The sequence below is a fragment of the Candidatus Bandiella numerosa genome, assembly GCF_029981845.1.
GTDB lineage: Bacteria > Pseudomonadota > Alphaproteobacteria > Rickettsiales > Midichloriaceae > Aquirickettsia > Aquirickettsia numerosa.
In genome coordinates, this window is the sequence record NZ_CP104164.1 from 642,351 (window position 1) to 667,903 (window position 25,553).

Genomic DNA, 25,553 nt, shown 5'->3' on the forward strand with positions numbered 1-25,553 from the left:
TATGATATGGAATATTATCATAATTGATTCTTTAAAAATATTTAATTAACCTTTACTATTTGGCGATGACAGAAAATTTTAATCACATAAAAATTGAAAAGAAATGGCAAAAAATTTGGGATGATTCTCAATTATATAAAACGGATGAAAATAGTGATAAACAAAAATACTATGTTTTAGAAATGTTTTTATACCCATCTGGAAATATTCATATGGGCCATGTGAGAAATTATGCAATTGGAGATGCAATTGCGAGGTATAAAAAGGCTCAAGGGTTCAACATTTTACACCCTATGGGTTGGGATGCTTTTGGATTGCCAGCAGAGAATGCAGCTATTCAACATAAATTGCATCCGAATGATTGGACCATAAAAAATATTGAGGGAATGAAAGCGCAATTAAATTCACTTGGCTTTTCCTATGATTGGAGCAGGGAGATAAACACTTCTCAACCTGATTATTATAAACATGAGCAAGCAATGTTTATTGATTTTTTAGATGCGGGTTTGGCTTATCAAAAAGAATCTATAGTAAATTGGGACCCTGTTGATTGCACAGTTTTAGCAAATGAACAAGTTGTTGACGGTAAGGGCTGGAGATCAGGAGCAAAAATTCAGAAGAAAAAATTAAAACAATGGTTTCTAAAAATAACCAAATATGCTGATGAGTTACTTAATGATTTGGATAATTTACCAAATTGGCCTGATAAGGTGAAAATTATGCAAAAAAATTGGATTGGAAAATCAAGTGGAGCAGAGATTAATTTTAAAGTTCATAATCTAAATGAGAAGATTTTAGTTTTTTCAACAAGGCCGGAAACTATATTTGGTGCTACTTTTATTTGTATATCCCATGATCATGAGTTTGTAAAAAATATTCCAGATTCAGATGCAAAAACACAATTTATAAAACAATGTAAATCAGATTCTGAATCAGGAAATATTGATGAATGTATTGAAAAAAATGGGTTTTTTACAGAGTGTTATGTAGATCATCCATATATTAAAGATAAAAAATTGCCAATATTTATAGCAAATTATGTAATATCAGATTATGGTACTGGAGCTGTATTTGGCTGCCCAGCTCATGACGAAAGGGATTATGAATTTGCAACAAAATATGATTTAGAAATTTTACAAGTATTAGCTAATACAAACAATTCAGAAATATTGCTACCATATACCGACACTTTGGGTAAAATTATTAATTCTGATTTTTTAGATAATTTAACCACAGAAGATGCAAAAATAAAAATATTAGAAAAATTAAAATTAGATAATATAGGCAAAACGAAAATCACCTTTAGACTTAAGGATTGGGGCGTATCTAGACAAAGATATTGGGGTTGTCCTATTCCAATTATATATTGTAAAAAATGTGGTGTTGTTCCGGAGTTAAAAGAACATTTGCCCATTAGTCTACCTCAAGATATATCGTTTGAAAATAAGGGTAATCCTCTCGATAATCATCCAACATGGAAAAATGTAAAGTGCCATAAATGTGGTGGTGATGCAAATAGAGAAACAGACACATTTGATACTTTTTTTGAATCATCTTGGTATTTTGCCAGATTTTGTAGTCTTGAAAAACAAATAGCATTTGACAAAAAAGTTGTAGAAAAATGGTTGCCAGTAAATCAATATATCGGAGGAATTGAGCATGCAATTTTGCACTTATTATATACTCGCTTCTTTACCAAGGCTTTAAGAGATTGTAAATATTTTGACATTGATGAGCCATTTATAGGGCTATTAACTCAAGGAATGATTTGTCATAAAACATTTAAAGACGCCAGTAATAATTGGCTAAGCCCAGATCAAGTTTTCAAAAAAGATGATAAATGGATTATAAAGGGTAGTAATGAAGTTGCACAGGATGGACGTATTGAAAAAATGAGTAAATCTAAAAAAAATACCATAGATCCAAGTGATATTATAAAAAAATACGGTGCGGATTCTGTAAGATTATTTCTTCTTTCTGATTCTCCACCAACTAGAGATCTAGAATGGTCTGATGAAGGTATTGAGGGAAGTTATAGATATCTAAATTCTCTTTATAAGTTTGTTCAAAATTTTGTTACTAATAAAAGAGAAGACTTTAATATAGATGGTGAAAAGGAAAATAAATTTAGAAGATTTCTCCATCAAATCATTCATTCAGTAACGGTGAATTTAGAAAATTTTACATTTAATAAAGCAATTGCTCAAATTAGAACATTAACTAATGAGCTTTTTGCTAATAATTATTCTAATAATATTACAGAAGAGTCTTTAATTATTTTGATCAAAATGTTATCAATTTTTACTCCTCATATTGCTGAAGAATTATATTCAATGCTTGGAAAAAATAGTACTGTTTATGTTGATCATTGGCCAGTTGCAAATCAAAATTTATTAATAAATGAATTAGTAAAAGTAACAATTCAGATTAATGGAAAAACAAGAGCATTTATAGATCTGCCACTTGATTGTGAAAAAGAAGATGCACTGCACAGAGTAAAATCAATCAAAACACTTGATAAATATTTATTTAATGTCAGTATTAAAAAGTTAATATATATTAAAAATAGAATAATTAATTTCGTGGTTTAAGTGGGGATGCATAAATTAACTACTATTGTTATAGCTTTATGTGCTGTCAATTCATTTGTGGATTTTTCGTTTTCTGAACAGAGTGTAGACGAAAATCATAAAAAAAGTACAACTGAACTCAAGCAACAAATCGATGAGATGCAACAACAACAAATAGATAAGTTGCAACAATATGTTTTTAATCTTCAAGATCTAAAACAGAAACCTAATGTTGCGACTACACTCCAAGATGATGAGCTTGTAGAGCAGGTGAAATTGCTCAGAAAGGAAATGGAATATGTAATAAAAGAATTGAAATCTATAAGAAATGATTTAGATAATAAAGTTCAAAACTTGGGTGATAAACTAAATAGTATAGAAAGTGAAATTGATGAACAAAGTAATGATAAACAGATTTTAAATTTGATTGATTCTCAATTAGATAGTCACCTGGGTGCAAAATCTGATAATAAGTTTGAGGATACTCAAGCTTCAGAAAAGGAAAAAGATGAATACCAGACTATAGTAAAGTCATTAAAAAATAAGGATTTTGATTCTACAATTTTAGAATTTAAGAAATTTTTAAAAGCATATCCCAATAGTATCTTAAACTCAAATGTGTATTTTTATTTAGGGGAAATTCAATATCAAAGAAAAAATTACACTGCAGCTGCGGTTAATTATCTAAAAGGCTTTCAATTTGATCAAGGGGCAAGAACACTAAATAATTTAGTAATGCTGGCAAAAACCCTTTCAAAAATTGGAAGCTATGACAAAGCCTGTAAAGTTGTTGATTATGTTCATAACAACTACCATGATATACCATTTTTGATAAAGCAAACACTAAATGAGGTGAAAAATACAGCAAAGTGTGGCAGTAAGCGAGATATAAATTAACTCTTAAGCTTATATAGCATAATTCAGATAAGTATTGACATCGTCATTCTTCGCTTATGTAGGTTTTTAACTACACTTCGCTCATCACTCTCGCCTTGTACTACATATCTGACCCAAGCTATATGTTGATTTCTACTAAAGTAATGAAGCACTATTTTCATCAATAGTTTTCTTTAGTTCGTGCAGAGTACTTTTATTATCTAAGTTTTTATCAAGCTCAGGTAATATTTTAAATTTCATAGTACCAGGATATTTAAACCATGAGTTTTTTGGCCAAAATAGACCTGAATTCAGTGCCACAGGAATAATTGGTGTTTCTGGAAATTTCTTTTTTATTGCTAGAATACCTGCGTGATATTCAACTGACTCAAGTGGCATAACTCGAGTACCTTCTGGAAATATGATAATGCTTCTATTTTGATTTAAATTTTTTTCGCAATCTCGTAGCATTTGCTTTAAAGCAGAAATTCCACCTTTTCTATCAATTGATATCATCCCCATATGTTTTAAAAACCACCCATAAAATGGTATTTTTAATAATTCTTTTTTTACAACGTAAACTGGAAATTTTAAATATTGCTGAAAAAAAGCTGTTTCTAAAGCAGACTGATGCTTGCAAGCAATTATGTAAGGTGATTTTGGTAAGTTATGGGCTCCCTGAACTTCAATTCTAATATTACAAATTATTCTTAAGGCAGATATTGTAACATATGACCAACTAATTCCTAAAGCAGACATTACCTTTGGATTTTTAAAAAATATTAATGGCGATAGCAATGTAGAAATAAAAACAGTCCAAATAGGCAAAAAAATGTTAAAAATTAGAGACCTTATGTGAATGGATATAGATTTAGATCTTTTCATACTTTTGCAGGTATTTTTCAGATTTCAACAAATCCTCCCTAGTATCAATGCTAATATTAGGGTCTTCCGTTATCACAACCTTAATCTTCATATTGTTTTCCAAAGCTCTTAGTTGTTCTAACCTCTCATCCTTCTCCAATATCGATTGCGGTAAAGATATAAATTTACCAAGAGATTTTGATCTAAAGGCGTATATTCCAATATGCTTGAAATTTTCACTTAATTTAATTGAGTGCCTAGTAAAGTATAAAGCAATGTCTTGGGCAGTTTTTATCACTTTAACAGTATTCATATCTTCGATTGCAATATTGTCATCATTATCAATTCTAGTTGCTGCAGTTGCTATTTCTATTTCAGCATTTTTGGTATCATTTAAAATATCGTTCACCTTAATGATTGTATCTGGATTTACATGAGGCATATCACCTTGAAGATTAATAACATTATCAAACTTTTCTCCTAGATTTTGATATGCAGCATATACTCTGTCTGTGCCAGATGGAAGCTTGGGGTCTGTATGAACGTAGTTGAAATTATATGAACGAATTAGGTTCTCAAGCTCACTATCACATCCAGCAATAATGACTTTACCGACATTTGCTTTTACTGCTTGATTATGAACTCTGATAATCATAGGGATGCCATCAATATCTATAAGGGGCTTTTTGGGTAGCCTAATTGCACCTAAACGTGCTGGTATTATAATGACAGTGTTACTTTTCATTTCAATTGTTCAATATATAATCAATTAATCATTTGATTATATACATCATTAACTATATTTTGTATATCCTGGGTATTAAGAATTTTGCTTTCTTTGTTATTATTAAATTGTAATTTTACTAATAAATGAATTACATCTAGTTGCTTTTGATGATCAATTGCTAACCTTTCTTTAAAATTATTGTACAAATTAAGTAAAAGCCTTTTTCTACCTAAAAAAGAATAGGATATAGATTGTTTTAGAATTTTTTCAGCATCGTCATTGCTCAAAGATTGCTGATTGTTTATTAAGGAATATATATATGGTTCAGAATTATCATTAAAAGCATTCCAATTTTTTAATTTCCAATAAACATTAGTTCGCACAGAATCTGCCGAATTTGATAAATCACCTTCCAATATTTCTATTGCCTTATCATATTCTTCAGCTTGTGACAAGGCTTCGGCATATAGATAATTTCTAGATACAATTATCTGACCTGAAAGGTTATTTGATGATTCGGTATCTAGATATTTAATAACGTCCTTAGGTCTATTTAATTCTAAATATACCTCTAGTAATTTATTTAATGTTGCTTCTTTTTGATACCCAATTAATCTAAATTTGTATTGATGCTCTAAAATACTAGCTGCTCTTTGTAACAAATCTAATTGAATTAAATTATCAGATAATTTTAGTGCAATTTTATCGCCCTCGCTACCAATTGGGTTCAAATCACTAAATTCATCAAATATTGCAACTTTTTCAAATGCTGAATACTTTTCACCAGTGGTAGTTAGAAATATGCTGGTGAATGTTTTAGTCATATTTTCTCTTGCTATTAATGAATCAACTTTATCTGGAAAATACTTGTTAATAATTCTCCAGGTTAGCAGGGAATTGATATAATCCTCTTTCATCAAGTAAAGTTCCGCAATTTTATTCAAAACTTCTATTTCCATAGCAGAATTTCTGATCTTAAAATCTAACATCTGCAACTTATTAATAGCGACATCTACATCAATAATTTTATTTTTGAATTCATAATCAATATAATCAAATTCACATTTGGAACTATAGTACAGAGAATTAGGAACATCCTTACATTTAGTCAAAAATTTGAACTGCGCCTTATGATTTAAAAGATGCTTTTGTAAATTGGCTATCTCATAATACATTTCTGCCTCGTCTTCACCATTTAACTTGAACTCAGAGAGCTCCTTTACAGTATTTTGAGCTGCGTAAAAATAATTATGTTTTATCAAAAATTTAAGCTCAAAAAGCTTTAATTTAGTTAGTATGTTTTTTGGATATTGGTTTAAAAAAACTTCGTTAGATTTGGAAAAAATCTCAATCAAGTTATTGCTTAGATTACTATCCTTCTCATTTGGTAAACTTATTATATCTTGCCAAAGCCTCACCTCATTTAAATTTTTAACTGGCACTGTGGATAAATCAATTCTATTTATTATATTATCAGCCTTTTTATAATCTCCTTTCATATAAGTTGATACCGCACATATCAGCAAAAAATCAAATTTATTTTTTAGTAAGGGGTTATTAATGTAAGAATATTTTAGATAGGTATCAGCTTCGGGATAAAATCCGTTTGCTAGGTTAAGCAATGCAAGATTTATTCTAAATTTATATTGCTCATCAATAGAGCTATCATATACCTTTTTTTTCAATATTTTTTCTACTTCTACATAATTTTTAAAATCTTTCTCATAGGGCTTTAACGTTAAGATACCATCACTATTTTCAAATTCAGGTAACCTTGAAAAGCCAGAAGCCTGATAAATGGAATTACCATCGGAAGAGTTATATTTAGAGGAAATATTTAGTCCATATTTTGAAATAATCCAAAACAAATTATTATCCTTATTAAAAATTAGTCCATCAGATTTTTCTGCAATCGCTATTCCTTGGACTGTTGACATTATATCTAAATCAACATACGAAAAATAATTTTTTATGGAATATTGATAGTTTTTCACTGCTAATATAGTGGTTTTGTCTCCATTGATTGGATCAATAAATGATATGATTTTTGACTCTCCTAGTTTTTGAGTACTAAATTCTATTGTAGCAGTTGGTATTTCAAACGGTTTTGATAGAAAATTAATAATTTTTTGCTGTACTTTTTGACCAGATATTTTTATTTCCACAGAATTATGATCTTTAAAAACCGAGATATATTTTCTATCAATATTTTTTCCGATTAATTTAAATACTAAACATGTACTTTCTTTCCCAATATCATAAATATAAAAATTATCGATTAATGCGTGTTCAACTACTTGGCTATTAATGTAATTGTTTAAAAGTTTAACAGTGGTAGGTATTTTTTTATCAAAAATGACATATAGATGCTCATTTTTGATATATGAAGCCATATTAACCGGTTCAGCCCAAGGAAAAATTATATTTGTGTTTTCAATGTTTTGTTCAGCAATAATATCTAATTTGTTTTGAACGGGTTTAGGTGTCTTTACTTTTTCTATCGCCTTAGTCTCAACTTTTTTGACAGCTTTAGGAACAGTGCTTTGAATTTTGTTTAATTTTGTTTTTGGTAAATTTTTAAGCTGTTGCAATAGATTATATGGGCCATTTGTATTGTCTCCGTAACAATACGATGATCCGAAAAAAAATATTATTAATGCTAAACAATATATAAAATTTATGGTCTTTATTTTCACAAGCAAACTACGGTAGTAAATAACTGTTTGATAATTTTAAGCTTACTGATAATATTCATTTTGTAAATTATCAATATCATTTTTCATGGAAAATAACAAAATTAAAAATAAAACTGCTGTGATAATATATAATTTAGGAGGGCCAAACAGCAGAAATGAAATAGGATTTTTCCTGTTTAACCTATTTTATGACAAAAACATTGTTAATTTGCCTAACCCTTTCAGATATATACTTGCTAAGCTAATTTCTAAATTAAGAAAAAAAGGAGCTATGAGGAATTATGATAAATTAGGTGGAAAATCACCATTATTTGTCAATACGATAAAACAAGCGGAAGCTCTTCAGGAAAAGCTTGATAAAGATCGGTATGAAGTTTTTATTAGTATGAATTTTTGTCATCCATTGCCACAGGAAACCATAAAACAAATAGTTAAATATAATCCAACAGATATAATTCTAATTCCTCTATATCCACAGTTTTCTACGACTACTACAGCCTCGTTTTTAGAAAAATGGGATGTAGCTTTCAAAAACTCTGGTCTAAATTGTCCTCAAAAAATTACCTGTTGTTACTATTCTCAAAAAGAATTTATTTTATCAGCCACAAAAATTTTTCATACGGCATATCATAAGGCCTTAATAAAAAATGGCAAACCTTATGTAATATTTGTAGCGCATGGCTTGCCAGAAAAAATAATTAAATCAGGTGATCCTTATCAATGGCAAGTGCAAAATACTGCAAGATTGATAGTTGAAGCAGCAGATATTCATGATCTAGATTATGTGTTAGCTTATCAAAGTAGAGTAGGGCCGGTATCATGGATTAAACCTTACGCTGATGAAATTATAATCGAGGCCTCAAAAAAGAATAAAAATATACTGGTGGTGCCCATTTCATTTGTATCAGAGCATGTTGAGACTTTGGTTGAATTGGATATCGAATATAATGAATTAGCAATAGAAAATGGTGCAAAAGCATATCATAGGACAAAAACAGTAAGTGAAGATGATAAATTTATTGAAGGACTGAAGAATATAGTTATGGGTGAAGTATATAAGGTCGCCTCATGCCCAAGCAAGTTTTGTAGATGTTTTCAAAAACCTCATTCAATAAATGCCAAAAATTGATTTTATTTATTCTTACAATCCAATAGATTATGATTTTGCAATTGATTTTATGCATGCCAAAGTGCAAAAAATTATTGAGGAGAATGAGAATCAAGCGGTATGGTTGTTAGAGCACCCTAGCATATATACACTTGGAAGAAGTGCAGTGAGTACTGATATTAAAAATATGATAGATATACCTTTTATCAACACTGATAGAGGCGGAAAAATCACTTATCATGGGCCTGGACAAAAAATAGTTTATGTTATGCTTGATTTAAAAAAACTTTTTGATGGTAAAATAGATTTAAAACTTTTTATAAGAATGTTAGAAAATTGGATAATCTCAATTTTTACTCACAATAATATTGTAACTTATGCAGATAAGGAAAATATTGGTATTTGGATTCATAATGATAATGGTAATAAAAAAATAACCTCAATTGGAATAAAAGTAAAAAAGTGGGTTTCATATCATGGCCTAGCAATAAATGTTAATCCTGACATGAGCTTTTTTAACAACATTAACCCATGTGGAATACATGATTGCAGAATGACATCAATCTATATGGAAACCAAAAAGTGCCCAGAGAGCAAGGAACTAGACAAAATTATTAAAAATTGTTTTTTTGACACCTTTAATCTCAAGCTTGACAAGGAATATGAAATTTAAATTTTTTTTACCACTTATATTTTTTATTTTGATTACGACACTATTTGCTTTTAAGATAAAATTAAACGATAAATTTGAGAGTGTTATAGATTTAGAAGGCAATAGGTTAAGCTTTCTCAACATGAAAAGCATTATAACAGGAGGTGAAATTAAGCTCAAAAGTAATAAAAATAAGTATATATTGTTACATTTTTTTTCAACCTGGTGTAAAGAGTGCATAGAAGAGGTATCAGAATTAAAAGTTTTTCAAAATGAAGGTATATTTTTATATGGTTTTGTAATTGATGAAGAGCGAAGCGTTGTAATTGATTGGCTAAAAAAAAATGGCAATTATTATGAGGATATATTCATTATAAATTCAAAATTATACCAAAGCATGAAATTAAATACATTTCCGATTACATTTGTTATAAATTCGGCCAGTAAAGAGATTATTGAAGTGATTAATGGGCGAATAGATAATCAAAAATTAAAAATAATTATTTCAGAATAAAATGGAAAATAATGCAGAAGAAAGGCAGATAAAATCATTAAAAAGAATTATTAAAAATTTAGATAAGGAGATTGGCAATTTAACTATTGAGAAAAATACTCTGATCAATGTCATAAATATTTTAAATGCTAAATTAACAAATTTACTGGCTGAAATTGAGGAAGAAAAAAAGCTATCTAAGGAGTTTTTAATTTTTGAGTTTGATAAATTTTTCGAGTTATCTAAAACGAAAATGCAAAAAATTAATGAAGAAAAAGAGTTGAACATATCTCAACTAAATTTATTAATTGACGATCTAAAAGAAAAATATGATGAGCAAAAAAAATATGAAAATCTGTTAGATAAGTCTAATTCCAGAATAAAATATCTTCACAATCAGAATGAACAAAAAAAATTAGATGAACTAGCTCAGCAAAAACGAGATTACAAATTCTAGCAATAATACTTTTTGGCTCTGTATATAAATTATATTAATGTATTGCAAAATTCCTAATTGCAATTAACTCTCATTTGCATTATCTTGTCAAAAGGTAATAATTCTCATTCGCATCTTAACTTGAGTGAGAATTGATTAAAAAACAATTTTGGAGTTATTTATGAGTATAGTATGTGAATCAGGTATCGGGCATGTAGCTGGTCATTTTATGGAACAATTATATAATCAATATACTAAAAGTGTTAGTAGCAAAGTAGGATATTTTATACATGAATTTATTGTAGAGCCAATTATTGACTACATGATCTGTAATGGTAATCCTGTCAACCAACTAAAAGATATTATTAATAAATTAAATTTTACTGATATATTGCTAATAACAGCGAAATTTTACATAAATTATAAGATTTCAGTAGGCATAAATGAAAGCTTGGCTTCACATTTAGAAGTAGAAACTATTCCAATGAAATGCTCTACATTTATTATAGCTCCATTGGTTATTATAAGTAGTATGGTAGCATCATCAAGTTTTGACTACTGTATGGAGTATCTATTAAGTAACTTATATACATCTGATAACAGTACACATACTACCCCAAAAAATAATTATATGGACTCAAACACTCATTCTAATGAATTACAGTGTGGAATTATGGACTGGTATTCAAACACTAGAGAACCTGATGGTGAAGAGAGTTTTAATTAATCGAGTGATAATCACATTGGGTATGAAGTATTAAAATAACCCGAGTGACAGTTGAGAGTAATGAATAAGTTTTTGCTAATAGTGCGCTTATAGTATCTGAATTGATAATTTGTTAGATCTGCTAAAAGTTGCCTGGGATATTACGAATAAATGCCAATTCAGTATTATTAAAAAAATAATTAAATAGGCTTGACATTTTACATTCAAAAGAACTTCTAAGGTTGAAGTTAGTCAACAATTTTATTAATAAAATATGCAATTATTTTTCTTTACGAATAAATAAAAAAGAGTAGTTTGATAATACTTTAAACAACATTGATGATTATTTATAACAGGCTGTAATTCATGATTATAGGCTTGTATAGGTCAATGTCTAAAACCAAAAACTCAAATAATTTATATTCACTATTATGCAACTAGCTTATAATTTACCTTCTTTATCTGATAACAAAAATAAGCATATTGAAGAAATAAAAAGCAATTCAATATGGGTAAATATATTGAATAAAATAAGTGAAAGTGAACAGGATTCTCAGTTAAATAATTTGCTAAATGATGCAAAATTCATTGAAATAAAAAACAATATTTTAGTTTTTGCTGTTAAAGATAAGTTTACAAGAGAAACATTGATCAGGAATTATTTTTTGATTATTAAGAGGCAGATTGCTGAAATTGACGATAACATAAAAATGGTCTCAATTACTGTTGATATCAGTATTGATAACAATAATCCACTTGATGGTAATTTATTAGCAGAAAGTAATGCAATAAACAGTGAATCAGATCAAAAAAGAAATTTAGAAAGTGATATCTTTTCTAAAGCTAATCCTAAATTTACTTTTAATAATTATGTAACAGGTGAATCTAATATCGTTGCGTATAAAATTACTAAAGACATTGCAATGCAGAATGTAGATTATAATCACAACAATGTATTCTATATCCACTCTCATGTTGGAATGGGGAAAACTCATTTATTGCAATCCATTGTGAATGAAATAAATAATTGCGATGAGGATGCTGAAAATAAAGAAAATAGTAATGGTAATATTCGTAAATGCAAAGCTGGTTATTTAAGTGCAGAAAGATTCATGCATAATTTTGTCAACGCTGTGAAAAACAACACACTTTTTAATTTAAGAAACAAAATCAGTGAAGTAGATATATTCTTAATAGATGATCTACAATTTATATGCGGCAAGGAAAGCACACAGAAGGAATTTGCATTAATACTTAATTCGCTTATCGAATCAGGAAAAAAGATAATTATTGCATCTAGTGTGCCATGCCATATGCTTGAGCTTAATGATGAGCGCACAAAATCGATACTTAGATCGAGTAATACGATTTATATTGAGAAATGTGATTATGAGTTACGCTTTAGGATATTAAGTAGTTATAACAAGAGCAATAACATTCTTCAATTTGAGGAAAATATACTAAAGATGGTGGCCGATAAAATAACGACAAGCGTCAGGGAGTTGGAGGCGGGATTAAATAATTTAACAACCTATTTGAGCATATCAGGAAAAAAAGCAACAAGCGATAACATATGTAAATATATTCAAAATTATATCAAAAGTAATACAAAGAAAGTTACTATATCGTCAATAATAAGCGCCGTTGCTAAATATTATAAAATATCGTTATCTGACATTGAATCTAAAAAAAGAACACAGAAGCTAGTTATAGGAAGGCAGATTATTGCTTATCTTGCTAAAGAAATGACAACGAATAGTCTTAAGATTATAGGAGAAAAAATAGGAGACAGAGATCACTCCACAGTTTTGTATTATTTAAAAAAAATAGAGATTTCAATAAAAGAAAATGAACAGTTAGTTAATGATATTGATTCTATTAGGAGTTCTATTGTATAAGTGCACCTAAAGGTTTTATTTGAGCCTGACTGAGCTTGATCCCAAGAAATAAGACCATGGCGAATGAGAATCATAACTTTAGCAAATTATGAAAGCACATGACCGAAAAATTTTTATTTATGACATCTTTAATACACGTTGAAAATTAAGAAGGAATGATATATATTATGCTTAGGTTTAAAATTATTTCATAAAATTATATGATGGATTATACAAATTATGCACAAACCAGTGTTCAAAGGCCGGGTTATAATGAGGGTCTAAGAATATACATGCTCTCAGTTTTTCAAAACATGGGTATAGCTCTTGTGATTACTGCGCTGGTTGCTATGTTTACTGCATCATCACCGGTGATGATGAATGCTATATTTTCTACTCCACTAAAGTGGGTTGTAATGTTTGCTCCTATAGGGATGGTGTTCTTTATGAGTGCTAAGGTTATGTCTATGTCAGTATCTGGTGCTAGAATGTCGCTCTGGGTTTTTTCAGCATTAATGGGGCTTTCTTTGTCCTCTATATTTTACGTTTATACCAGTGAAAGTATTGCTAAAGTTTTCTTTATCACTGCTTCGTTGTTTGGTGCAATGACGATTTATGGTCATACAACAAAAAGGGATTTATCTGGAATGGGCTCCTTTTTAATGATGGGAGTAATGGGGATATTTATTGCAAGCTTAGCTAATATGTTCTTTCAAAGTTCAGCATTAAGCAATGTCTTATCATATGTTGGTGTTATCGTCTTTACTCTTTTGACAGCCTATGATGTTCAAATGCTTAAAACGATGTATTATCAAATGGGAGCTACTGGATCAAATGAGATGGCTCAAAAGACATCAGTATATGGTGCTCTGAGTTTATATATGGATTTTATAAACTTGTTTATTTTCTTACTAAGAATTTTTGGTGTGAGAAGAGACTAGGTTATTCTAAGGGATCCGTGCTAATATCAATCGGATCTTTTGGTGTATTGCTGATATTAACGGAATATTAGCAATAAAGCGTTTTTAAATTTTATTTTATCATTTATTAAGTTGTAAATTTGGAACAAGATAATTCAAAATTAGGTAATACGGTTTCTGTATCGATTGAAAGAGAGATGCAGAGTGCGTACTTAGATTACGCTATGAGTGTAATTGTTAGTCGTGCATTGCCAGATTGCAGAGATGGTTTAAAGCCAGTTCATAGAAGAATATTATTTGCTATGAATGAAACTGGAAATCTGCATGATAAACCATATAGGAAGTCTGCAAGGGTAATAGGTGAAGTGATGGGTAAATATCATCCTCATGGAGATAGTGCGATTTATTCCGCATTGGTAAGGATGGCGCAAGATTTTTCTTTAAGATTACCATTAATAGATGGTCAAGGAAATTTTGGATCTATTGACGGAGATTCTCCTGCTCAGATGAGATATACTGAGGTTAGACTTGCAAAATCAGCAAATTTTATATTGCAAGATATTGATAAAAATACAGTTGATTTCCAAGATAACTATGATGGTTCTGAGAGAGAACCAAAAGTGCTTCCTTCAAGGTTTCCAAATTTATTGGTAAATGGTGCAAGTGGTATTGCTGTTGGAATGGCAACTAATATACCAACGCATAATTTAGGAGAGGTTATTGATGGGTGTTGTGCGTTAATAGATAATCCTAAAATTTCAGATCAAGAGCTGATGGAATTCATACCAGCGCCAGATTTTCCAACAGGTGGGGAAATTATCAATGGAGATGATGCAAAAATTGCCATTTTAAAAGGAAGAGGTAGTGTTGTAGTTAGGGGTAAGACTTTTGTAGAAGAAAAAAATGGTAGAGAATCAATAATAATATCTGAAATACCATATCAGGTAAATAAATCAGAAATGCTTAAGTCAATTGAGCATTTGGTGAGGGAAAAAGTCATTGAAGGTATATCTGAAATAAGAGATGAAACTAATAAATTGGGCATTAGAGTTGTTGTTGAACTTAAACGTGAAGCGCATCCAGACGTAATATTGAATCAACTATATCAAAACACTCAGCTACAAAATAGCTTCAGTGTTAATATGCTTGCACTTGATGATGGAAGGCCTGAAGTTATGGGTGTAAGAGCAATTTTAAATGTATTTATAGATTTTAGAAGAGAAGTAATTAAGAGAAGGACTTCTTATTTACTTAATAAAGCAAGGGTAAGGGCACATTTGTTGATTGGTCTTGCCATAGCAGTTGCCAATATTGATGAGATAATTGTACTTATAAAATCTTCTGCAGATGCGCAGATTGCTAAAGTTAATTTAATGGCTCGTGAGTGGAAATCTGAACAGATAGTACCTCTGCTTAATTTAGTAGCTGATCACAGAAATGAAATTAAAGACGGTAAATGTTTTTTAACTGAGGAGCAGGCAAAAGCAATACTTGAAATGAAATTACAACGTTTGACAGCGTTAGAAAAGGGCAAGATTGACAATGAGTTAGCAGAATTAGCAAAGATTATTAAGGAATATTTAGAATTGTTATTTTCAGATGAAAATTTAATGAATCTAATTAAGGAGGAATTATTAACTGTAAAATCTGAAATTGCGACACCAAGAAAGACTGTTATTAAAAATGAAGGAATCAATGTTTCTGATGAAGATTTGATCCAAAAAGAAGATATGGTGGTTACTCTCACTAAAACTGGGTTTATTAAAAGAGTTCCACTTAGTGTGTATAGGGCACAAAAGCGTGGTGGAAAAGGTAGATCTGCAATGACAATGTATGAAGAGGACATCATCACAGAGTTGCTTGTAACAAATACGCATGCTCCTTTGTTATTTTTCTCATCACTTGGTAAAGTATATAAACTAAAAGTATATAAATTACCTGAGGCAAGTCCTCAATCTAAAGGTAGGGCGTTAGTAAATTTACTACCTCTTGAGCAGAATGACAGTATTGCTAGCATCATGCCGATGCCAGAGAATATTGATGAATTAGACAAATTGAATATAGTATTTTCAACACAAAAAGGCAATGCTAGAAGAAATAGCTTAAGTGATTTTACCAATATTCAGGCAAATGGAAAAATAGCTATTAAATTGGATGAGGATGATAAGTTGGTTGGGGTATCAGTTTGTAGTGATGATTCACATATATTATTGGCTACTAGCAGAGGAAAGGCTGTTAGATTTTCAATTGAGGCACTAAGAGTATTTAAAAGCAGGTCATCAGATGGTGTTAAGGCAGCGAAGTTATCTGGAGGCAAAGATAATGTTGTCTCGATGTCCATATTGAATTCTGGTGAATTAGATATTTTAAAAAGAGAGGAATATCTTAAAATACCTTTTAAAACTAGGTTAAAATTAGCTTTAAAATTATCTGAAAATCATCAAAAACAGTTAGATATTGGAGATTTAGATGTGAATAAAATTGCTCAGGATGAGCAATTTATTTTGACTATAACAGAGAATGGTTATGGAAAGAGAACATCAGCATATGAATATAGGGTGACAAATCGTAATAGCCAAGGTGTGCTCAATATTGATACTGGAAGTAGAAACGGTTTGGTTGTATCATCATTTCCAGTGAAGGAAGATGACCAGATAATGTTAATGACAAATTTGGGTACTATCATTAGAACTGAAGTTAATAAAATAAGAGTTACTAGCAGAAATGCAAAGGGAGTTAAAATTATAGATTTAAATAAAAATGAGAAAGTTGTTTCCATTTCTAAAATATCAGTTGAAGATGAAGATGAAGGAGAAGACGAGGCTTAATTATAAAACAACTGCAGCTTGCTACTATTTTATCGCCTTTGTTTTTGTTTGCCTATTTTATACTAATCCTTCGTATTCAAAAATTGAAATAAATATTGATAATGGTATATCTGAGGCATTACCAGTTGCAATTTCTGAATTTGATGGTCAAAACCTGGATTCAATAGAATTTGGAGCTAAAATCAGAGATGTTTTGGTGAATGATTTAGAAAACTCCGGTTTATTTAGGGTTATAGATAATGAGGCATTTTTAGAATTACCATCAATTAGTAAAACGCCAATTTTTACTAATTGGCGTACTATTAATGCAAATATGCTACTGGTTACAAAAGTCAATTTAGACAGACAAAATAATTTTGTTGATGTTAGTTATAAGTTATACGATGTATTCAAGGAAAAAGAAGTAGAAAGTGGTGATTATAAAATTGTTATAGATGGATGGAGGAGAATTGCGCATAAGATAGCAAATAGTATTTATAAAAAATTTCTTGGTGTTGAGGGGTATTTTGATTCACGTGTGATATTTGTTGCTGAAATAGGAGATGAGAAAAATAGAGTTAAAAGGCTAGCAATAATGGATCAAGATGGAGCAAATTTTAAATTCTTAACCAATGGGGATGAGCTTATATTATCGCCAAGATTTGACACAAAATCTCAAAGAATAACTTTTATGAGCTATAAAAATAGAAAAAACCCTCCAAAAGTATATGTATTGGATCTAGAAACAGGAAAACAGGATTTAATTGGAGATATGTCAGGGATGACTTTTGCCCCTTATTTTGCTCCAGATAATAATCATGTGATTATGTCACTTGCAAAGAAGGGAACGACTAACATATATGAAATTGATTTAAATTCAAAAGTGAAAAAAGAACTGACCAATTCGTCAGGTGGTATTGATACATCGCCATCTTATTCTCCTGATGGTAAATATATTTTATTTAATTCAGATAGGGCAGGAGCAAGTAGCCAAATTTATATAATGGACAGAGATGGTTCAAATATTAAAAAGATAAGTGCAGGACAGGGAAGTTATAGAACTCCAATATGGTCTCCTGATGGTAAGTGGATAGCATTTACTAAGATATCAGGTAGTTTTTATATAGGTATTATGAAGCCTGATGGCAGTGACGAAAGGTTATTAACTAGTAGTCGGCTGGAGGAAGGACCCTCATGGGCGCCCAATAGTAGGACCGTAATTTTTAGCAGGCAAAAAAATACTGGAGAAAATAAGCTTTATGCTATTGATATTGATGGTAATAATGAGAGGTTGTTTTATTCCCCAACGAATGGATCTCAACCTTCTTGGTCAGCACATTTAAATTGATAAATATTTTAATCTTACAATGTTATTGTAGATGAATTGTTGCTTTGTCTATTCCAGTTAAGAAATTCCACATTAATTTTGAAAGTTGTTTTGCCCCATAAATGGCAACCTCCTTCTCCTCGCTAGATGATAGCTTTTTTAACAAATCAAAACATTCTTGTGAATGCCACTCATCTGCATCAATATGAACTTCAAAGAATTTGATCGTTTGGCTATCATTGATTCCGTAAAATTTAGATAAGCCAATAATTTTTGATTTTGCAATTTCTGGGATTTGGTATTCGTATGCATATAAAGCACCTAAACCCTTTGCATAGGAATCTTTTGTGAGGGCTAAAAAGCCAGTAATTAAGTCTTCTGTTTCTTGATTTAGTTTAGCATTTCTAACATCATTTGAGTTAACGCCTAAACCATTGGCAAATTGAAGCCATAAATCGGGATGGCTATTTTCATTAGCCTCTTCTTCTATTAGGTTACCTAATAGAATTTGTCTATTTTTTAAATTTTCACAATTGGAGTGTATTGCACTAATGCATCTTGGAAAAGTATCAACATGATGAAAATACTGTTTTGAATATTCTTGTAAAACTCTCCGGTTTAATTTCCCTTGATTCCATTTTTTATAAAAACAATGATTTAATAAATGAAATGGTTCAATTGTTTTTAATAAAATACTAGTAAAGTCAGACATGATAATTTTTTAGTTAAGTTATGATTTTATTAAAACTCAGTTCTGAGTTTTATAATTACCATAATAAATGACATCATAGCAACTACAAAACTTTTAATGAATAAGTATGATATCAGAAAATCAGATAATATCAATATATTGCGACATATATGATTTTTGTAAAGAGCTAGATGGATATGTGGAGAATGGATCGCTTGAAGATAAATATATTGGGATCTATAAATTTTTTAATCTCAATTTTGCATCTTCAAGTAATTTAGCGCGATAAAAAAAATCCCAATCTAACGCATTTATAAGAATTCTTACGTTATTAAGTTGTTTGGGATCACATTAAATGATCCCAAGAGCATATGAATTAATTTAAAATTTAATTTTTGTACCAGCCAATATTACAGTGCCTTTATTAAACGTAGCGCCTATATTATAATTGGTATTTTCTTTGAATTTGAATTTAGTAACCTCAATATAAGGCATGAAGCCAGGCATAACTACATAATCAGCACCAATTGATATCGCCTCAAACTTGTTATACTCATTTTCGCCATATTTAACAAATTTCTCCTCGTCTTTACTATTATTAACTTTTGCTAAACATCCAGCTCTTTTGCTTTGCATATAATTGACACTGATTCCATATTTTTCTGTTGAATATGCAGAACCAAGAGACCAATACTTACCACCTGTTTTTACGTCAGTGTTATTTTTATTGGCAGCTGGAAGATCTCCAGTCTTTCCGATGTCACCATAAGCACCTGCAAAGGCAAAGCCTTTATAATCAACACCAGCACCAACTTGCCATGCTTTTAAATTCTTTCTGTCAATATCAGGGATTTTTTTACTATCTGCATCAATATCTGCAATTGAATTAAAATATGAAACCTTTTTTGCCTTACCGAATTCACCAAGTACAGCAGTTGAGAATTTCACACCATTTTCAAAGGATGTTTCGTATCTAACAGTTGGCTGCCAAATATTTTTATATCCACCATCAGCATTTTTCAATACATCTTTGGCTTGAGCAGCAGTTCCTTTTGCCTTTGAATCTGGGGTGTAACTAACACCAAATGAAAATCCATTTATAATTGGAGAAAAATAGTTAATTTTCCCAGCTTTATTGGTTTCATCAAAACCCACTGGCAATTTAGGAGAAGTTAAATAAGTTCCACTTATTTTTTTCTTACTGGTACTATCTATAACACCACCGTTTTTAAGCCAATTATCCCAATCTCCATCTAGTCCACCTGTTGCACGTGCAAATGTATATGGATTTACTTGCATTGAACTACCTACAGGGGAAGTGTTTCCTAATTCAATTTTACCAAATGTGTCTTGAACATATATTTTAACCTCATTCCCAATATTTTTGCTTCCTGAAGGAGATTCAGAAGTACTCGCATTCAGTTTGATATAAGCTCCATATCCCAGCCCAGTTTCACTTTTATTGTCATAATTAAATTTTAACGACCCAGTATTAGCTAACGAATTCTTATTATAATATTGCCCATTCGCAAGGTTTTTTCTAAAAGCATCTTGTTGATTAACGATTCCAAATTGTGAATCTACCTCTCCCCCTATTTTAATTGAAGAACCTTTCGTTATATCAGTTGCTTGTGCAACAGAAGGAATAATACCTAATGCTAAAATTAAACAAATGAAACGTTTGTTACCCATAACCGATGCCTATATATTAAAATCCCCTAAATATATCTAGTTATTTAGATGGTTGTCAATGATTTTTACAAAATCATCATAATTTTTTATAGCATTGATGGCTTTTTGATTAATATAAATTGTTGGTGTTTGGTTAATGTTTAGAATTCTCATATCGTCATAAGCCTTTTTTTGTAAGTTATCAGCAAATTTTTTATCATCAAAGCAACTGTTAATTTTATCAGTGCTATAGCCCGAAAGTCTTGCGATATTTTTTAGCATTTGTTTAAAGTCCTTCCTAAATGCCCATTTAATTTGTGATTTGAACAAAATATCGATAATGTCAAAGTAATTATCGTTAAAGCAATTAGCAAAAATGGCCCCGTATAATGCTGGTTCATTAACTGGATAATCACGAAATATGTATAAGATTTTATTAGTGTTAATATAATTTTCTTTTATTTTAGAAAATATACTTTCGTGGAATGAAGAGCACCCTGGGCAAGATAATGAAGAATATTCAATGATTGTTACCTTTGCTTTTGTATCTCCTAAATAATGGTCACCATCAACTAATTTTAGTATTTGGGACCTGTCTTCAACATCATTTGCAAAAGCAGATACCATGACATTAATAAAAAGGCTTATAAAAAGAATGTAAATTTTAGTTTTCATTATTTTGAATCTTTTTAATCATTTTTTTCATTGCAATGCTTCTATGGCTTATAGAGTTTTTTTCTTGCGAGGTCATTTCACCAAATGTTTTGTTGAAACCATCTGGCTTAAAAATAGGGTCATAACCAAAGCCATTGCTATTGTATGAGTTAGCATTAAAATTTAATTTGCCATTAATTTTACCATTTGTGACTATAAAATTGGTTTCATTAAAAAATAATACCAAATAGCAAATGAAATAGGCATCTATTTCGTGACACTCCTCAATTCCTCTTTGCTTTAGCATAAATTTGATTTTATCAAAAGCCTTAAAATAATCTTCAACTGGTTCTGCAAATCTTGCTGAAAAAATACCAGGCTGATTATTTATTGCTGGTATGCAAAATCCAGAATCATCAGCAATGACTGGCATAGCGCACAAATTAAAATAGTACCGAGCTTTTATTAAAGCATTTTCCTCAAAAGTTTCACCATCCTCATTAGGATAAGAAGTGATATTTAGGCTTTTTAAATCATATAACCTTAAGCTAAGATCTGCTAACATAGCGGATATTTCATTAAATTTATCCAAGTTAGATGTTGCTATACACAACTTATTATTTGAAAAATTAGTACTCATAAAGAGAATTTAAATACAATCTCAATACAACATGGAATATTTTGTTTTAACTAAAAGACGCTCATCAGCGTCAACCGCAAGTAACTCTTCTTTGAATAAGTTATGATTATGTTTAGTCCATTTGACTATTTTAGCTAAATTATTTTTCCTTTCAATAAGAATTATCTTGCCACCTTCAACTAATATATCTTCGAGATATTTTGGTATATCATTCATAATTCCATTAATAAAAATTACATCAAACTCTAAACCTTTGGAATTTTTTTCAAAATGATCAAGTGCTTGAAACATAATGTTATCTTTTGCTTGAGAAAGTAACTCTTGACTCATGCCAATTTTTAATAATTTCCTATCTATATCAACTGTTGTCACCCTTTTGGCGATGTTTGATATTATAATTGATGAATATCCAGTGTTGCAACCAAAATCAAGTACTGATGAATTTTCATCAATTTCTGCATCTTGAAGCATTCTTGCTAAAACAAAAGGTGACATTATAAACCGATTCTCATTTGCAAATAAATCAGTGTTCCACAATGGTAAAATTGAATCTGAATATGCCACGTTTTTCCATTTGCTCATAATGAATTTATGACGAGGAATTCTTAATAATACGTCTATAATCCTTTCATCATTGATGCCATTCGGTACCAATTGATTATAAACCATATTATGCCTTGCTACTGCAAAATACTCATCATTATATATATCTTTAATTTCCACAGACAAAATCAATTATAAATTATTGGATTAATCAATACTAACCAATATAACAAATTTAAACTAATTGCAGTACTTTTTTGATCAATTTTAAAATTTATTATATAGCTTTAGGTCAGATAGGTAGTGACAAGGAGTGATGAGCAAAGTGTAGTAAAAGCTACATAAGCGAAGAATGACGATGTCAATACCTATTTGAATTATGCTATACGTGTATCACACTTAATAGAACGTCTTCCATACCATTCATTATGCCATATGCTTTTGCATTAAATGAATAAAACCTTTGTTGTTTCATTAAATCTGTCATTGAAGTTGCCTCATCAACATTAGAACCTTCTAAGCTACCACTGACGATTGTGCCTGTGCCATTCTGCCCAACAAGAGATAATGTGGCAGGGCCAGATTCTGCGGTACTTGAAAATACAGTGCCAAATTCATTTTGAAGTTTTGCTGGATCTTTAAAAATTGCAAGAGGAACTGCTGCAAGCAATTTGTCATCACCATTAGAGTAATGGCCAGTTAAATTTCCCTTTTTATCAATACTGGTATTCATTAATGCTCCTTCTTTTTTTCCATCGGTAGTTATATCTCCATTAAATGAATCGCCGTACATGTCAATTTTGTTCCAATTAAGTTTGAAAGTGGATGTGATTTGTTCTCCTTGAACATCAAAATTAATCGTTAAACTATCTAAACCTGTAGAGGTGCCCTTTCCAGTTTTTGGATCAAAAGTAATTTTACCAGATCTAATCGTACTACTACTAGCAGGATCTCTTTCTTGACCAGGAATAGAAACCTCAACTGTATATTCATTAAAATCTGTCCTTATGAAGTCCATGGAAACTTGATGGGGATTATCCTTAGAGTCAATTACCAAAAACTCTTCCATAAAACTAGGCGAATACTTTCCACTTGCTATGTTATAATCCTTATTATTCCCAGCATACCACGATTTAACAAATCCTTTGTCTAAAATATCAGTTTTACCTGCAGCTGTAGTTGAATCTATGCTTTGTGGTTTAACTTTTGCAGCAAGTATAGGTGCAAGAGGTTTATCTTCAAATTGCATTCTAGTGTTTTCCTTTAATTCAAATTCAATTGCATTAGTCGTCGATGTCGATGTGATGGGATCGGATTTGAAATATTGACCTAGATTGTTTTTCATTTTTGTAACTAAATCACCTATATTACTATATTCAATCGTCATTCTATTTCCATCTCTGACTACAGCTTGAGGCATTGCTTGTTTAGTTAAAGTAACAGAAAGTTGATTTGATTTATCACCAACGTTTTGATAAAAATTCATTAAGAATGAGTCGCCATCAGCAATTACAGTAGGAGATGTATCAATCGTCATTTGTGCTTTACCTCCACCAACAATAGGAGCTTGTGCACTTAGCTTTAGATTAATGTCAGCGGTTGTTGTTTCATGACCCTTTATGGTACTTGATGACAACTGTATGCGCTTAGGATCTTCAATTCCTTTTTTTTGGTTTTGGTCGCCATCTGTGTATAATTCTCCAAGTAAATAACAGTCATTAGGAGCTACTAAAAAGCCATCTTTGTTTTTTTCAAATCGTCCAGCATTTGTATATCTTCTTTCTCCATTGCATTCTACAACAAAGAATCCATTGCCTTCGATTGCGTAATCAAATTCATTTTTTGTTTCGGTGATTTCTCCTTGAATATCAGCTTGAACACGGGAAACAGCTGTGACACCGCCATTATATTTAGTAGTTTCACTCAAAAGATAATTTCCAAAAGCTTTATAACCAGGGGTATTTGCATTACTTAAATTTATACCAATTTTACCAGAGACTGACTCTGCTGCTGCCATACCTTGGGTTACTGCTGCTATACCTGCTGAAGACATTTTAATAATACCAAATAAAATTATATTAACTGGTACTGAGCAATTATCATGCCAAATTAATTACTTATGATTATCAACTCTCAATAAATTTAATATTTCCTTCATACCGCTATCAATAGGAATTTCGAATTCAAGCGGTTTAAGTGATTTAGGGTGAGTAAAAGAAATTTTATAAGCATGAAGTGCTTGTCTGTCAAAACCCTTAATTTTATCAACTAACTCTTTTGATACAAATTCTGGATTAAAATTATAATATAAGGCATATTTTTTATCACCAACGATAGGGGTATTTTTGTATTTCATATGCACTCTTATTTGGTGAGTTCTACCAGTTTCTAGTTCACATTCCACTAGACTAAACATCCTATTTTCATAAACATTTATCACTCTGTAATTTGTGATTGCTATTTTGCCTGTTTCATCACCAACAACACGCATTTTTGTAGGATTTTTTTTACATGGAGCAAGATTGGTCATGATACGTCCTATAATAGGATTTGGTACTCCATACGTTATTGCCAAATATATTCTTTTTACTTTTCTTTCCATGATTTGACCGCATAAATAAAGATGAGTATCGTTATTTTTAGCAATTAGCATTAATCCTGAAGTGTCTTTATCAAGTCTATGTACTATTCCTGGTCTATCATCCCCACTTGCTGAGGAAAGGGTTTTGCAATATGATACAAGTGCGTTCGCTAATGTTTGATTATCTGTGTTTGTTCCCGGATGTACAGTAAGATTTGCTGGTTTATTTATTACCATCAAATCCTCATCTTCGTATACTATGTCCAATTTTAAATTATATGGCTCTATGCTAGTTTGCTTTGTTATAATAAAAATTGAAATTAAATCTCCAATTTTGAGCTTTTTGCCACAGTTTTTTTCTATAATGTTGTTAAGAGTAACTCCTGAATTAAGAATTAAAAACTGAACCTGCGACCTTGTTTGTTCACTGATTTTTGAGGTAATGAATTTATCTAATCGTTCCCCTTGTTCCCCTGATATAACTTCAAAAGCATAAGCTATTTCATCCGATTTTACTAATTTCATGAAAGTATTTTTAAAAATAGATGCATCTTATATCAATTGCCTTAAATAATTTAACATTTAAATTTAGTCTTTTTGGTGATTTTTTACATCATCTTTGCCATTTATCCAAGGTACATTAGGCTCAGATGCTATAAAAAATCTCTTAAAAATACCAATTTATCTATCAAATTATTTTAGAGAATTGGTATT

22 protein-coding genes are annotated in these 25,553 nt (G+C 30.4%); 12 read left to right on the forward strand and 10 right to left on the reverse strand.

Translation table 11 applies throughout. The features are described from left to right. Nucleotides 1–65: 65 nt before the first annotated feature. Nucleotides 66–2,591 (forward strand): leucine--tRNA ligase, encoded by a 2,526-nt coding sequence (leuS, locus tag N3Z17_RS03125; RefSeq protein ID WP_282472548.1) that lies wholly within the window; start codon nt 66–68, stop codon nt 2,589–2,591. Nucleotides 2,592–2,597: 6 nt separating this feature from the next. Further along, nucleotides 2,598–3,467, forward strand: coding sequence for a tol-pal system YbgF family protein (locus N3Z17_RS03130; RefSeq protein WP_282472549.1), 870 nt, complete (start codon nt 2,598–2,600; stop codon nt 3,465–3,467). Nucleotides 3,468–3,602: 135 nt separating this feature from the next. Here N3Z17_RS03130 and N3Z17_RS03135 read toward each other — a convergent pair whose 3' ends face one another. Genes N3Z17_RS03135 through N3Z17_RS03145 form a run of 3 tightly spaced genes read right to left on the reverse strand, consistent with a single transcriptional unit; the run spans nt 3,603 to nt 7,733 of the window. Continuing rightward, the gene (locus tag N3Z17_RS03135; RefSeq protein ID WP_282472550.1) at nt 3,603–4,331 is read right to left on the reverse strand and encodes a lysophospholipid acyltransferase family protein; all 729 of its coding nucleotides are present in this window, start codon (nt 4,329–4,331) and stop codon (nt 3,603–3,605) included. Further along, on the reverse strand, nt 4,318–5,055 hold the full coding sequence (locus N3Z17_RS03140) for a 3-deoxy-manno-octulosonate cytidylyltransferase (RefSeq protein WP_282472551.1): 738 nt from the start codon (nt 5,053–5,055) through the stop codon (nt 4,318–4,320). The genes N3Z17_RS03135 and N3Z17_RS03140 overlap by 14 nt, the downstream gene beginning before the upstream one ends. Before the next feature lie 20 nt (nt 5,056–5,075). Continuing rightward, on the reverse strand, nt 5,076–7,733 hold the full coding sequence (locus tag N3Z17_RS03145; RefSeq protein WP_282472552.1) for a hypothetical protein: 2,658 nt from the start codon (nt 7,731–7,733) through the stop codon (nt 5,076–5,078). Nucleotides 7,734–7,818: 85 nt separating this feature from the next. Here N3Z17_RS03145 and hemH point away from each other — a divergent pair, with 85 nt between their 5' ends. The 9 genes from hemH (at nt 7,819) to tolB (ending at nt 18,080) form a co-directional block, all read left to right on the forward strand. After that, nucleotides 7,819–8,862, forward strand: coding sequence for a ferrochelatase (gene hemH, locus N3Z17_RS03150; RefSeq protein ID WP_282472553.1), 1,044 nt, complete (start codon nt 7,819–7,821; stop codon nt 8,860–8,862). Then, nucleotides 8,849–9,514 carry a lipoyl(octanoyl) transferase LipB gene (gene lipB / locus N3Z17_RS03155; RefSeq protein WP_282472554.1) on the forward strand — a complete coding sequence of 222 codons (666 nt, stop codon included), beginning with the start codon at nt 8,849–8,851 and terminating at the stop codon, nt 9,512–9,514. The genes hemH and lipB overlap by 14 nt, the downstream gene beginning before the upstream one ends. Then, on the forward strand, nt 9,504–10,007 hold the full coding sequence (locus N3Z17_RS03160; protein ID WP_282472555.1) for a TlpA family protein disulfide reductase: 504 nt from the start codon (nt 9,504–9,506) through the stop codon (nt 10,005–10,007). Before lipB ends, N3Z17_RS03160 begins: the two co-directional genes overlap by 11 nt. 1 nt (nt 10,008) lies before the next feature. Beyond that, on the forward strand, nt 10,009–10,443 hold the full coding sequence (locus tag N3Z17_RS03165) for a hypothetical protein (RefSeq protein WP_282472556.1): 435 nt from the start codon (nt 10,009–10,011) through the stop codon (nt 10,441–10,443). Between the two features lie 160 nt (nt 10,444–10,603). After that, complete coding sequence (locus tag N3Z17_RS03170) at nt 10,604–11,149, forward strand: hypothetical protein (RefSeq protein ID WP_282472557.1); 546 nt, start codon at nt 10,604–10,606, stop codon at nt 11,147–11,149. 410 nt (nt 11,150–11,559) lie between these two features. After that, entirely contained in the window at nt 11,560–13,026 is a 1,467-nt protein-coding gene (locus N3Z17_RS03175) for a DnaA ATPase domain-containing protein (RefSeq protein ID WP_282472558.1), read from the forward strand. 200 nt (nt 13,027–13,226) lie between these two features. Continuing rightward, on the forward strand, nt 13,227–13,946 hold the full coding sequence (locus tag N3Z17_RS03180; RefSeq protein ID WP_282472559.1) for a Bax inhibitor-1/YccA family protein: 720 nt from the start codon (nt 13,227–13,229) through the stop codon (nt 13,944–13,946). A 119-nt stretch (nt 13,947–14,065) separates the two neighbouring features. After that, nucleotides 14,066–16,753 (forward strand): DNA gyrase subunit A, encoded by a 2,688-nt coding sequence (gene gyrA / locus N3Z17_RS03185; RefSeq protein WP_282472560.1) that lies wholly within the window; start codon nt 14,066–14,068, stop codon nt 16,751–16,753. Further along, nucleotides 16,731–18,080, forward strand: a complete 1,350-nt coding sequence (gene tolB / locus N3Z17_RS03190) for a Tol-Pal system beta propeller repeat protein TolB (protein ID WP_282472561.1) — start codon at nt 16,731–16,733, stop codon at nt 18,078–18,080. The genes gyrA and tolB overlap by 23 nt, the downstream gene beginning before the upstream one ends. Nucleotides 18,081–18,102: 22 nt before the next feature. On the opposite strand, the gene N3Z17_RS03195 is transcribed toward tolB, so the two are convergent. After that, nucleotides 18,103–18,771, reverse strand: a complete 669-nt coding sequence (locus N3Z17_RS03195; protein WP_282472562.1) for a CADD family putative folate metabolism protein — start codon at nt 18,769–18,771, stop codon at nt 18,103–18,105. Between the two features lie 106 nt (nt 18,772–18,877). Here N3Z17_RS03195 and N3Z17_RS03200 point away from each other — a divergent pair, with 106 nt between their 5' ends. Beyond that, entirely contained in the window at nt 18,878–19,039 is a 162-nt protein-coding gene (locus tag N3Z17_RS03200; RefSeq protein WP_282472563.1) for a hypothetical protein, read from the forward strand. Between the two features lie 92 nt (nt 19,040–19,131). Here N3Z17_RS03200 and N3Z17_RS03205 read toward each other — a convergent pair whose 3' ends face one another. From N3Z17_RS03205 to N3Z17_RS03230, 6 genes are all read right to left on the reverse strand, one after another. After that, entirely contained in the window at nt 19,132–20,442 is a 1,311-nt protein-coding gene (locus N3Z17_RS03205; RefSeq protein ID WP_282472564.1) for a porin, read from the reverse strand. Nucleotides 20,443–20,478: 36 nt separating this feature from the next. Continuing rightward, nucleotides 20,479–21,048 (reverse strand): DsbA family protein, encoded by a 570-nt coding sequence (locus tag N3Z17_RS03210; RefSeq protein WP_282472565.1) that lies wholly within the window; start codon nt 21,046–21,048, stop codon nt 20,479–20,481. A 37-nt stretch (nt 21,049–21,085) separates the two neighbouring features. Further along, nucleotides 21,086–21,715: an RdgB/HAM1 family non-canonical purine NTP pyrophosphatase gene (gene rdgB, locus N3Z17_RS03215; protein WP_282472566.1), complete on the reverse strand. Its 630-nt coding sequence runs from the start codon at nt 21,713–21,715 to the stop codon at nt 21,086–21,088. A 21-nt stretch (nt 21,716–21,736) separates the two neighbouring features. Further along, entirely contained in the window at nt 21,737–22,438 is a 702-nt protein-coding gene (locus tag N3Z17_RS03220) for a protein-L-isoaspartate O-methyltransferase family protein (protein ID WP_282472627.1), read from the reverse strand. A gap of 202 nt (nt 22,439–22,640) precedes the next feature. Then, the gene (locus tag N3Z17_RS03225) at nt 22,641–24,311 is read right to left on the reverse strand and encodes a flagellar hook-basal body complex protein (RefSeq protein WP_282472567.1); all 1,671 of its coding nucleotides are present in this window, start codon (nt 24,309–24,311) and stop codon (nt 22,641–22,643) included. A gap of 60 nt (nt 24,312–24,371) precedes the next feature. Next, nucleotides 24,372–25,364: an RluA family pseudouridine synthase gene (locus N3Z17_RS03230; RefSeq protein ID WP_282472568.1), complete on the reverse strand. Its 993-nt coding sequence runs from the start codon at nt 25,362–25,364 to the stop codon at nt 24,372–24,374. Nucleotides 25,365–25,553 lie beyond the last annotated feature (189 nt).

Coding starts and splice junctions, on each gene's coding strand:
- leuS (WP_282472548.1), top strand. CDS start 66: ATGACAGAAAATTTTAATCACATAAAAATTGAAAAGAAATGGCAAAAA.
- N3Z17_RS03130 (WP_282472549.1), top strand. CDS start 2,598: ATGCATAAATTAACTACTATTGTTATAGCTTTATGTGCTGTCAATTCA.
- N3Z17_RS03135 (WP_282472550.1), bottom strand. CDS start 4,331: ATGAAAAGATCTAAATCTATATCCATTCACATAAGGTCTCTAATTTTT.
- N3Z17_RS03140 (WP_282472551.1), bottom strand. CDS start 5,055: ATGAAAAGTAACACTGTCATTATAATACCAGCACGTTTAGGTGCAATT.
- hemH (WP_282472553.1), top strand. CDS start 7,819: ATGGAAAATAACAAAATTAAAAATAAAACTGCTGTGATAATATATAAT.
- lipB (WP_282472554.1), top strand. CDS start 8,849: ATGCCAAAAATTGATTTTATTTATTCTTACAATCCAATAGATTATGAT.
- N3Z17_RS03160 (WP_282472555.1), top strand. CDS start 9,504: ATGAAATTTAAATTTTTTTTACCACTTATATTTTTTATTTTGATTACG.
- N3Z17_RS03165 (WP_282472556.1), top strand. CDS start 10,009: ATGGAAAATAATGCAGAAGAAAGGCAGATAAAATCATTAAAAAGAATT.
- N3Z17_RS03170 (WP_282472557.1), top strand. CDS start 10,604: ATGAGTATAGTATGTGAATCAGGTATCGGGCATGTAGCTGGTCATTTT.
- N3Z17_RS03175 (WP_282472558.1), top strand. CDS start 11,560: ATGCAACTAGCTTATAATTTACCTTCTTTATCTGATAACAAAAATAAG.
- N3Z17_RS03180 (WP_282472559.1), top strand. CDS start 13,227: ATGATGGATTATACAAATTATGCACAAACCAGTGTTCAAAGGCCGGGT.
- tolB (WP_282472561.1), top strand. CDS start 16,731: ATGAAGGAGAAGACGAGGCTTAATTATAAAACAACTGCAGCTTGCTAC.
- N3Z17_RS03195 (WP_282472562.1), bottom strand. CDS start 18,771: ATGTCTGACTTTACTAGTATTTTATTAAAAACAATTGAACCATTTCAT.
- N3Z17_RS03200 (WP_282472563.1), top strand. CDS start 18,878: ATGATATCAGAAAATCAGATAATATCAATATATTGCGACATATATGAT.
- N3Z17_RS03205 (WP_282472564.1), bottom strand. CDS start 20,442: ATGGGTAACAAACGTTTCATTTGTTTAATTTTAGCATTAGGTATTATT.
- N3Z17_RS03210 (WP_282472565.1), bottom strand. CDS start 21,048: ATGGTATCTGCTTTTGCAAATGATGTTGAAGACAGGTCCCAAATACTA.
- rdgB (WP_282472566.1), bottom strand. CDS start 21,715: ATGAGTACTAATTTTTCAAATAATAAGTTGTGTATAGCAACATCTAAC.
- N3Z17_RS03225 (WP_282472567.1), bottom strand. CDS start 24,311: ATGTCTTCAGCAGGTATAGCAGCAGTAACCCAAGGTATGGCAGCAGCA.
- N3Z17_RS03230 (WP_282472568.1), bottom strand. CDS start 25,364: ATGAAATTAGTAAAATCGGATGAAATAGCTTATGCTTTTGAAGTTATA.